Genomic DNA, 9361 nt, shown 5'->3' with positions numbered 1-9361 from the left:
CCCTGTTCTTTCCCTACTCGTCTGCGCCCGTTTCCGCTTTGGGCGGGGTGTAGTCGCAAAGGGGCTCCGGGGCCATGTAGTTGCCGGACATGGTCTGCGCCCTGGCCCGGCAGCCGCCGCACACGCGGTGGTACTGGCACACGCCGCATTTGCCTTCGTAGTCGTCCTTGTTGCGAAACTGCAGGAACTGGCGGGAGGTGCGCCAGATTTCCGGGAACGGTTTTTCGCGCACTTGGCCGCAGTCGAGGTCGAGATAGCCGCAGGGCTGCACCTGGCCGATGGCCGAGATGAAGCAAAAGCCGGTGCCGCCCAGGCACCCGCGGGTCATGGCGTCCATGCCGAAGGTGTCCGGGGTGACGGCCACGCCTTCGGCCTTGGCCCGTTGGCGCATGATCCGGTAATAGTGCGGGGCGCAGGTGGCTTTGAGGTGCATGGCGGTGGTTTTGCGGAAGTCGTAAAACCAGTTGAGCACTTCCTCATATTCCTTGGCCGTGATGATTTCGGCCCCGAGTTGGGCGGCCCGGCCGGTCGGGACCAGCAGGAAGATGTGCCAGGCGGCGGCGCCGAGCTTTTCGGCCAGTTTGAAGATCTCTTTGAAGTTCCCCATGTTGTGCCGGGTGACGGTGGTATTGATCTGAAACTCCATACCGGCCGACTTGAGGTATTCAATGCCGCGAAGCGCCCCTTCAAAGGCTCCGGGCACGCCCCGGAAGTCGTCGTGGTCGGCGGCGGTGGGGGCGTCGATGGAGATGGAGCAGCGGGCGATGCCGCTGGCTTTTATTTCCCGGGCGTTTTCCGGGGTGATAAGCGTGCCGTTGGGGGCCATGACGCAGCGCAGGTCCAGGCCCCGGGCATGGCGCACGAGGTCGAAGATGTCCGGCCGCAACAGCGGCTCGCCGCCGGTGAAGATGATGATGGGGCTGCCGGTCTCGGGAAAGGTGTCGATCAGGGCCTTGGCGTCCTTGGTGTCGAACTCGCCGGGCCAGGGATCGAGGCAGGCTTCGGCCCGGCAGTGTTTGCAGGCCAGATTGCAGGCCCGGGTGACTTCCCAGGCGATGAGGCGAAGGGGAGGCGCGCCGGCCGGGCCGGTGGCCTGGGGATGGCCGCCGGGGTGGCCGAGCGGCTGTCCGCCGCCTGGATGGCCGGAACCTTTGGCATGGGGATGCTGCATATGGCATGAGCCGGGACGCGGCTGTCCCGGCATCCTCCTTGGTCGGGATTTGACGCGGCAAGTTCCCGCGACGGTTCGCTTGATATAATGGTTGGCCGGGGTGAGGCAAGGTGCGGGGAGCAGGCTTGTCGGCGACGGGGCAACCGGCTATGACTTTTTCATGAGAAACGCCTGCCCCTCGCCACTGCCGGCCAAGGCCGCCTGTCGGTTTTTGCGTCGCGACCGCTCCCGCCGACTGCGCATTCGGATGCAGTCGCTGGGTATGCGCCGCATTTCGCTCTGGATTCCCGATGCATCGTGTGCGGCCATCCGGGCGGAAGCCAGGCGGGAATCCCAACTGCTGGCCGCCATGCCGGAAGAAGCGCGCACCATGGATTTCCTGGAATCGCTCGTGGACGCAGGAGACTGGGAGGAATGAAGCGCGGCGATGTGGTGCTGGTTGCTCCGCCGGGAGATTTCGGCAAGCCCCGGCCAGCCGTGGTCATCCAGACCGATCTCATAAACGACACCCATGCCAGTGTCCTGCTCTGTCTCATCACTTCGCATCTGGCCGACACGCCGCTGTTGCGGTTGACGGTATCGCCGACTCCGGGAAACGGACTCCTCAAGACATCCCAGATTCAGGCCGACAAGCTCTACACCGCCCGTCGCGAAAAAATCGGTCCGGTCGTCGGCCGCATGGATGAAGCCACCATGGGCAACCTCGGCCGCGCCCTGGCCTTTGTCATGGAACTTGGCTGATTACTCTTCCCCGAAAAAACAAAGGCTGCGACCTCCCCGGTCAATGCCGGGAATCGTCGCAGCCCTCATGATGGCGACAACCGTTCTTCTGCCACCCCGGCCTATTTGATCCAGGGCAGCACTTCTTCCGCAAAATAGGTGACGATCATGTCTGCGCCGGCCCGTTTGATGCCGAGCAGGGCTTCCAGGACCGCCAGCTTGGGGTCGAGCCAGCCGTTGGCGATGGCGGCTTTGAGCATGGCGTATTCACCGCTCACCTGATAGGCGGCCAGGGGCGTGTCGAAGTTGTCGCGCAACAGGCGCAGGATATCGAGATAGGGCATGGCCGGCTTGACCATGAGGATGTCGGCTCCCTCGGCCAGATCGGCTGCAGCCTCGCGCAGGGCTTCACGGGAATTGGCCGGGTCCATCTGATAGCCGCGCCGGTCGCCAAAGGCCGGGGCGCTCTCGGCCGCCTCGCGAAACGGCCCGTAAAAGGCCGAGGCGTATTTGACGGCATAGGACATGACCGGGATGTGGGAAAAACCGGCCGTATCCAGGGCGGCGCGAATGGCTCCGACCCGGCCGTCCATCATGTCCGACGGGGCCACGATGTCGGCTCCGGCCCGGACATGGCTCACTGCGGTCTTGGCTAAAAGTTCAAGCGTCGGGTCGTTTTGGACCTCGCCGTGCCGGTCGAGCACGCCGCAGTGGCCGTGGCTGGTGTACTCGCACAGGCACACGTCGGTGACGACCACCAACTCGGGATAGGTCTCCTTGAGGCGCATGACCGCCCGCTGGACAATGCCGTCGTCGGCGTAAGCCCCGGTTCCGGCCGGATCTTTTTTCTCCGGCAGCCCGAAGACAATGGCCGAACGCAACCCCAGGTCCATGGCCTGGCCCACCCGGGCAACCAGCCGCTCCACGGAAAACTGGGACTGGCCGGGCATGGAACTGATCGGCTTTTCAAATCCGGCGTCCGGGGTATCGACCACGAAATAGCCCTGGATGAGATCGGCCGGCCGCAGTTCGGTCTCGCGGACCATCTCACGCAGGGGAGCCGTGCGCCGCAGTCTGCGGCCACGGTGGAAGTCACCGATAAACACGATACGACCTCGCTGTTGGGAGTTGTCTCAGCTTTTGCGGACAGGGAAAAAGGCGCTGACGATCTCGTCGACCTGGGCAAAGCCTTCTTCGGCCAGTTCGCCCAGGCGCTCGGGAGCCAGGCCCAACTGTTCGAAGGCCGCGGCGTCGAGGATGGGCACGGTGGCCGAGGCGGGCGGAGCCTGCCCCATGGCCACGGCCATGACGTCGGCCACATGGAGGATGGCCGGTTCCAGGCCGCCCTTGCAGCCGGCCGGCTTGTGGTGGCAGGCCACGCAGGACACCAGGGCGTCGGGAAATTTCCAGGCCCGCAGGAGCAGGCCGCCAACGAGGGGGTGGGCAAAGCCCATGACTTCCTCTTCGGCCGCGTACAGGGGCAGCCCGTTGGCCTTGGCGTAGTAGATGGCTTCCAGGGCGGCGTGGGGCATCTTCTTAAAGAGCACGAGCCGGCCGATGTCGTGCAGGATGCCGGCTACGAAAAGGCGCTCCGCCCCGCCCTGGCCACTGGCCGCCCCCAGGAGGCGGGCATAGACGCCAACGGCCACGGAATGCTCCCAGAACGTGCGCATGTTGATCAGTTCCGGGGGGATGTCCTTGAAGGCGTTGATGGCCGAGATGCCGAGCACCAGGGTGGAAATTTCCTGGCCGCCGATGACCATGACGGCCCGGGAAATGGAGTCGATGCGGTGGGGCAGGCCGTAAAACGGGCTGTTGACCAGCTTTAAGAGCTTGGCGGAAAGGCTCGTGTCCTTGCTGATGACATCGGCCACCTGGGACGGCGAGCTGACCGGCGAATCAAGCACCTGGCGGATCTTGAAATAAATGTCCGGGAACGAGGCCAGCTTGACCTCGCTGGCCACCAGATCCTTGACGCTGCCTTCCTCGCGGAAAAACAGGTCGGAAGAGGATTCAGCCTGGGGATTGGGGAAAAAATCGGGCGGCAGCGGCACGCCCCGGGCCAGTTCCCGGGCCTGGTGCAGCACGGCGGCCTCGTACAGGGCGGCTACGGCCGCAGCGTCGGTGTCATTGGCGGCAAAACGCCGGGCAACAGCCCCGGCGGCAGCTTCGATGAAAGCCGGATCGAGGCTGGCGGCATCGCCCTTTGCATCGGCCGCACCGTCGCCCACGTCGGCCCGGGTCACCCCGCGTCGGCGAAGACTTTCGATATGGCTCTCAGTAAGGACAATGCCCTTGGGCAGGAGCATGGAACCGTCCGGCCCCTTGAGGTCGGCGGCCAGCGTCATGCCGGATTCCAGGGCGTCCACGGACAACCAGGCCACGGCTTTCCCCCTTCGCGGTCGCCTCTGCAAGCTGGGCGACCAGACGTACTTAGGATAGTATTCCTTTTCCCAGGCCACGGTCAACCGCTCAAGGCACTTTACAGCGCTGCCCCCAGGGCGTATCAAGCCGCCGGGAAAAAAAACGCCCGCAGGGGCCCCGGGGGAAAGACCATGGACGCTACGCTTGCCGTTTCGGACAAGGACCAGACCAGCCAATCCTCGACATTTGGCGAGACACTGTGCGCCGAGGACCGCCTCGCCATTGCCATGGAGGCGCTTGACGCCATCGTGGCCGAAAACGACCTGACCTGCATGCGCGCCCTGTTTCGGATGCGCCGCCGGGCCGAAGTGGCCCTGGCCCGTATCACCGACCACGGCGCACCCCAGTAGCCAAAGCCCCGGGCCTCACCGGGCGTACAGCAGAAATTCCAGGAAAACCGCCGCCAACGGCCGCGTGTCTGTCGGCATGTGGACCACCGCCCGGCCGTTCCAGTCGCCAAAATCAAAGCGCAATTCGTTTTCGCCGGCCACGGCCTCGAAGGTCAGGGCCGCTGCCACGGACGGGGTCAGCCATTTGACCGCCGGCAGCGGCCCGTAGGCGGCCAGTTTCCGGCCGTTGGCCGAAACCGTGACCACCTGGCCCGGCAGCGGATTCATGAGCCCGAAGCGCAGGGTGTAGGGACGCGCCCGGTCGGCCCGGAAACGGACGACAGACCCGGGGCCGAGCAGCCAGCGCCAGGAGCCGGCCTCGTCGTGTTCCAGGCCCTCGATGCCCGTAAGCGCCACCTTGCCGGTCTGGCGGAAGGTGAACAGATCGACCATATCCAGGGCCGGCGGCCCGGCAGCCTCGCGGCAGCCCAGGCCCAGCCCGAGCAGCAGCAGCCCGGCGGCGGCCAACAGGCGCAGCCTCACAGGCCCGCCCCGGCCTGGCCCGGCTCTTTGGCTGCTGCGGCCTCGGCCAGGGGCACGATCCGCAGATCCATGCGCCGAAAGCCCAGGGTAGACTGGTTGCCGCCGGCAAAATCCGCCGTATAGGGCGCAAGGGCCATCTCCACCCGCACCGTCAGGCGCGAATACGGCTCCCGGCGCTCGGCCACAAATCCCATATCCACCTCGCCCGTCGGCCCGACAATCCGGGCCGCGTCCACAAACGGTTCGTCGTCGAAGCGGTAGCGCACCACGTAGCGGTTCTCCCGGCCGGTGTTGATGAAGGCCTGATGGCAGACCACGAGCTGGGGCCCGGGGGCGCTGTTTTCCACCACGTATTCAAATCCGGCCTCGCCGGTGTCGGCCGGCCCGGCCGCGCCGCCCCAGTTGGTGTCGAGGGTCAGGCCCCAGGCGCTGTCCACGGTGGCGTAAAACCGGAGCAGGTCGGCATCGGTTGTCGCGGCATAGGGCAGGGTCCGCACGGCCGGCAGGGGCGTTTTAGGCACTTCAAACCGGTAGACTGCGGCCTGGAAGGTCTTTTCCACCGAAGCAGGCTGGCCGAAGCGGGCCAGAAACGCCCCTTCGCCCTTGGCATAGTCCCCAAACGAGCCGCTGCCGGAGACGAAACGCACGGTGCGGGTCGCCTCGCCGGAAGCGACGGCCTGTTGGCGCAGGCGGTCGCCGGAGCCGAACTGGTCGGCGTACCAGTAATAGCCGTTGAGGGTGCAGACGTCGCAAAACACCACCGCTCCATCCTGGCCAAGGAGCGCCGGCAGATTGCGGGCCAGGGGCTTGGACAGGGTGAAAAAGGGCATGATGGTGGTGTCGAAGGCGTAGAAATCGGCAAAGCGCGGTCCGAGCATGAAGGCCCCGAGGCCGCCGGCCAGCACGACCGCGCCCAGGGCCGGCGGCACTTTCGGCACGAAGCGGGCCGCGCTCAGGCCGAAAAGCACGGAGACCGGGGCCAGCAGAAACGACAGGTGCCAGACATTGAAGGCGTAGTAATCGTATTTGGCCAGGATCAGAAACACCACCGGCAGCACGGCCAGACAGGCAAAGACCCGCCCGGCCGCGGTTTTCAACCGCACGGCCAGGACCACGCCGGCCACAATGGGCAGGGCCACGAGCACCTGCACCGGCCACTGGGGAAAAAGCCAGAGCACCTGGCCAAGCTTGGCCGCGATGTTGCCCAGGGCCTCGAGATAGGAATAGCCCATGAACTGTTCGCGGTGGGTGCGCAGCAGCCGGCTGATGAAAAACGGCAGCACGAGGCCCACGGCCAGGGCCGATCCGGCCAGGGCCAGACCGAGATCCTGCCAGCGCCGCCGGCTGTCCTGGCGCGGCGCAACCCAGCACAGGGCCGCGAACTGGGCGGCCAGAATCATGAACCCCACATAATGCAGGCTGGTCAGGGCGATATTGCAGGCAATAAACCGCCAGAGGTCGCGGCGGGAGGCGCTTTGGGCATAGGCCAGCAGGCAGCCGGTGGAGAGGATGAACAGGAAGATGAGGATGGAATACATCCGCACCACCCGAGAAATATAGATATGCAGGGGGCTTGCCGCCAGAAAGGCCATGGCGTAGAGGGCCGCCGCCGGCGAGAGGTGCCGCCGGGCCACAACAAAAATCGCGGCTACGCTGCCAACGCCCAGGGCCGCCGGCACGAAGCGCAGGGCAAAATCCGACACCCCGCAGGCCATCAGCAGCTTGACCAGCAGATAAAACGTCGGCGGATGGACTTCCGAAGTGGTGACCAGATCGAAGATGTAGGACACCGGATGGCGGGCGGCCATGGGGACCAGGATTTCGTCGAGCCACATGGACGGCGTGTCCAGATGGTAAAACCGCAGGACCACGGCCACGGCCAGCATCAGCCAGAAAGCCGCCCGCAGACCCGGTTCCGTCCCGGCCGGGCCAGGGTGGAGAGCGCCAGCCCTCGGGAAAATACGTTCCAGCATGCATGCCTTATTTGAGGCGGCCGGACTGCGTCCGTGGCAGACCGGGCCGGCGGTTTACGCAAGCGCAACGAAAACGGCGGCACCCTACCGGGGAATGCCGCCGTCTGACTGGTATCACAGCAACCGGAAGACCTACTCGTCGGGACGAATCTCGTCGTCGGTGAGGTAGCAGGCCGGATCGGGCGCCCAGACGTCGTCGTAGACCGCCTCGGCCCTGGCCCGGAAGTTGCCGCCGCAGATGGACAGGTAGCGGCAGGTGGCGCACCGTCCCTTCACATGGTTCTTTTTGTCCTTGAGCTTGGCCAAAAGTTCGATGGCCGGATCGTCCCAGATCTGGGAAAACGGCCGCTCGCGGACATTGCCGAACACGTGGTGGCGCCAGAACTGGTCGGGATGGACCTTGCCGTCCCAGGAGATGCAGCCGATGCCCCGGCCGGAGTTGTTGCCCTCGTTAAAGGACAGAAGTTCCAGCACGTCGGCGGCCCGGGTCGGGTCCTCGCGCAACAGGCGGTTGTAGACGTGGGGGCCGTCGGCATGGTTGTCCACGGTCAGGACTTCCTTGGGCATGCCGGCGTCGTGCAGGGCCCGGGTATGGTCCATGATGAGGTCGACCACGGCCCGGGTGCCGGCGTGGTCCAGGTCCTCATTGATGAGTTCCGAACCGCGGCCGGAATAGACCAGATGGTAAAAGCAGATGCGCGGCACTTCGCGTTCGCGCAAAAGCTCAAAAAGCAGGGGCACTTCCGAGACGTTGCGCTTGTTTATGGTGAAGCGCAGGCCGACTTTGAGGCCCTCGTTCTGGCAGTTCTCGATGCCTTGCAGGGCCTTTTGGTACGACCCGGGCACGCCGCGAAAGAGGTCGTGGACCGCTTCGCCGCCGTCCAGGGAAATGCCGACGTAGGACAGGCCGACAGACTTGAGCTCCCGGGCCTTTTCACGGCTGATAAGCGTCCCGTTGGTGGAAATGACCGCCCGCATCCCCTTGGACACGGCATGGGAGGCCAGTTCCGTCAGATCCTTGCGCACCAGCGGCTCGCCGCCGGAAAAGAGCATCACCGGAGCGCCGTAGGCGGCCAGATCGTCGATCATGGCCTTGGCCTCGACCGTGCCGATGTCGTCCTTGCCCTCAGGGTCCACGGCCTTGGCGTAGCAATGCACGCACTTGAGGTTGCACCGCCGGGTCATGTTCCAGACCACGACAGGCTTTTTATCCTTGGAAAATTGCAGCAGATGCGACGGGAGCTTGCCGGAGTGGCGACCGTAGCGCAGGGCGTCGGAAGCCTCCACACCGCCGCAGTAAAGCTTGGATATACCGATCATTGAAGGTCCTTTGTTCGATGGGTGGGATGGCCCTATAATACATTTTGCGGGCCGGCGGTAGGGGCCGGCAGGGAGAAAAACCCGGCCGGCCCCTCATGGCGGGGGGGGAGGCTCAGGCCTTGGGCACGACCACTCTGGCCGGCGTCGGCTTTATCCCCCAAATGTCTTTGGCATATTCGCGGATGGTGCGGTCCGAGGAGAAATAACCCATGCGGGCGGTATTGAGCACGGCCTTTCGCATCCAGATGTCGGGGCGCGAATATTCCATGCCGATGCGCTCGTGCCCCTCGAGGTAGGACATGAAATCGGCCAGATGGAGATAGCGTTCGTTTTTGGCCAGCAGCTTCTCGAAAATCCAGTGGAACACGGCCGGCTCGTCAGGACTGAAGCGTCCGGCCGAGATGGCGTCGAGGACCCGGCGGATTTCCGGGTGCTTGCGGTAGTATTCCCAGGGATCGTAGCTGCCCTCGGCCAGATGGCGCTCCACTTCCGGGGTGGTCAGGCCGAAGAGGTAGAAATTCTCCTCGCCGACAGCCTCGCGGATTTCGATGTTGGCCCCGTCGAGGGTGCCGATGGTCAGCGCGCCGTTCATGGAAAACTTCATGTTGCCCGTGCCCGAGGCCTCGGTGCCGGCGGTCGATATCTGCTCGCTGACGTCCGCTGCCGGGATGAGCTTTTCGGCCAGGGACACGCGATAATCCGCGGCAAAGACCACCTTGATGTATTCGCTGGCCCGCTTGTCGGCATTGATGACCCGGGACAGGCGGCAGATGAGATGGATGATCTCCTTGGCCTCGAAATAGCCGGGCGCGGCCTTGCCGGCGAACACGTAGACCCGCGGGGCCGGCGGCAGATAGCCGTCCTCGGTGATGCGCAGATAG

At 65.0% G+C, this 9361-nt stretch carries 10 protein-coding genes; 3 read left to right on the top strand and 7 right to left on the bottom strand.

All coding sequences use genetic code 11. The annotated features are described in order from the left end of the window. Positions 1-13: 13 nt before the first annotated feature. Positions 14-1171, bottom strand: coding sequence for a heme b synthase (gene ahbD / locus DVDV_RS20645; RefSeq protein WP_075356462.1), 1158 nt, complete (start codon positions 1169-1171; stop codon positions 14-16). Positions 1172-1331: 160 nt separating this feature from the next. Between ahbD and DVDV_RS20640 the strand changes: the two genes are divergently transcribed. After that, the gene (locus DVDV_RS20640; RefSeq protein ID WP_075356461.1) at positions 1332-1589 is read left to right on the top strand and encodes an antitoxin MazE-like protein; all 258 of its coding nucleotides are present in this window, start codon (positions 1332-1334) and stop codon (positions 1587-1589) included. Further along, positions 1586-1912, top strand: coding sequence for a type II toxin-antitoxin system PemK/MazF family toxin (locus tag DVDV_RS20635; protein ID WP_075356460.1), 327 nt, complete (start codon positions 1586-1588; stop codon positions 1910-1912). Before DVDV_RS20640 ends, DVDV_RS20635 begins: the two co-directional genes overlap by 4 nt. Before the next feature lie 101 nt (positions 1913-2013). Here the strand turns inward: DVDV_RS20635 and hemB are convergent, their stop codons facing one another. Further along, entirely contained in the window at positions 2014-2997 is a 984-nt protein-coding gene (gene hemB / locus DVDV_RS20630; RefSeq protein WP_075356459.1) for a porphobilinogen synthase, read from the bottom strand. 27 nt (positions 2998-3024) lie between these two features. Beyond that, on the bottom strand, positions 3025-4275 hold the full coding sequence (locus tag DVDV_RS20625; RefSeq protein ID WP_075356458.1) for an HDOD domain-containing protein: 1251 nt from the start codon (positions 4273-4275) through the stop codon (positions 3025-3027). Between the two features lie 171 nt (positions 4276-4446). Between DVDV_RS20625 and DVDV_RS20620 the strand changes: the two genes are divergently transcribed. Next, positions 4447-4665 carry a hypothetical protein gene (locus tag DVDV_RS20620; RefSeq protein ID WP_075356457.1) on the top strand — a complete coding sequence of 73 codons (219 nt, stop codon included), beginning with the start codon at positions 4447-4449 and terminating at the stop codon, positions 4663-4665. Between the two features lie 15 nt (positions 4666-4680). Here the strand turns inward: DVDV_RS20620 and DVDV_RS20615 are convergent, their stop codons facing one another. From DVDV_RS20615 to DVDV_RS20600, 4 genes are all read right to left on the bottom strand, one after another. Next, a complete protein-coding gene (locus tag DVDV_RS20615) occupies positions 4681-5187 on the bottom strand; it encodes a hypothetical protein (protein ID WP_075356456.1) in 507 nt (168 codons plus the stop codon). Continuing rightward, positions 5184-7160 carry a glycosyltransferase family 39 protein gene (locus DVDV_RS20610; protein WP_083634855.1) on the bottom strand — a complete coding sequence of 659 codons (1977 nt, stop codon included), beginning with the start codon at positions 7158-7160 and terminating at the stop codon, positions 5184-5186. The genes DVDV_RS20615 and DVDV_RS20610 overlap by 4 nt, the downstream gene beginning before the upstream one ends. 132 nt (positions 7161-7292) lie before the next feature. After that, positions 7293-8480, bottom strand: a complete 1188-nt coding sequence (gene ahbC, locus DVDV_RS20605; RefSeq protein ID WP_075356454.1) for a 12,18-didecarboxysiroheme deacetylase — start codon at positions 8478-8480, stop codon at positions 7293-7295. A gap of 112 nt (positions 8481-8592) precedes the next feature. Continuing rightward, positions 8593-9361: glycogen/starch/alpha-glucan phosphorylase (locus DVDV_RS20600; protein WP_139311696.1), on the bottom strand; the 769-nt coding region annotated here is incomplete at its 5' end.

Origin of the sequence: Desulfovibrio sp. DV (assembly GCF_001936595.1) — a bacterium.
Lineage (GTDB): Bacteria > Desulfobacterota > Desulfovibrionia > Desulfovibrionales > Desulfovibrionaceae > Solidesulfovibrio.
Note: the sequence above shows the minus strand (reverse complement) of the source record. Positions and strands in the feature narration are given on the sequence as shown.

Bases quoted from the DNA above. Each gene is read 5' to 3' on its own strand.
- ahbD (WP_075356462.1), bottom strand. From the start codon at position 1,171: ATGCAGCATCCCCATGCCAAAGGTTCCGGCCATCCAGGCGGCGGACAG.
- DVDV_RS20640 (WP_075356461.1), top strand. From the start codon at position 1,332: ATGAGAAACGCCTGCCCCTCGCCACTGCCGGCCAAGGCCGCCTGTCGG.
- DVDV_RS20635 (WP_075356460.1), top strand. From the start codon at position 1,586: ATGAAGCGCGGCGATGTGGTGCTGGTTGCTCCGCCGGGAGATTTCGGC.
- DVDV_RS20620 (WP_075356457.1), top strand. From the start codon at position 4,447: ATGGACGCTACGCTTGCCGTTTCGGACAAGGACCAGACCAGCCAATCC.
- DVDV_RS20610 (WP_083634855.1), bottom strand. From the start codon at position 7,160: ATGCTGGAACGTATTTTCCCGAGGGCTGGCGCTCTCCACCCTGGCCCG.
- ahbC (WP_075356454.1), bottom strand. From the start codon at position 8,480: ATGATCGGTATATCCAAGCTTTACTGCGGCGGTGTGGAGGCTTCCGAC.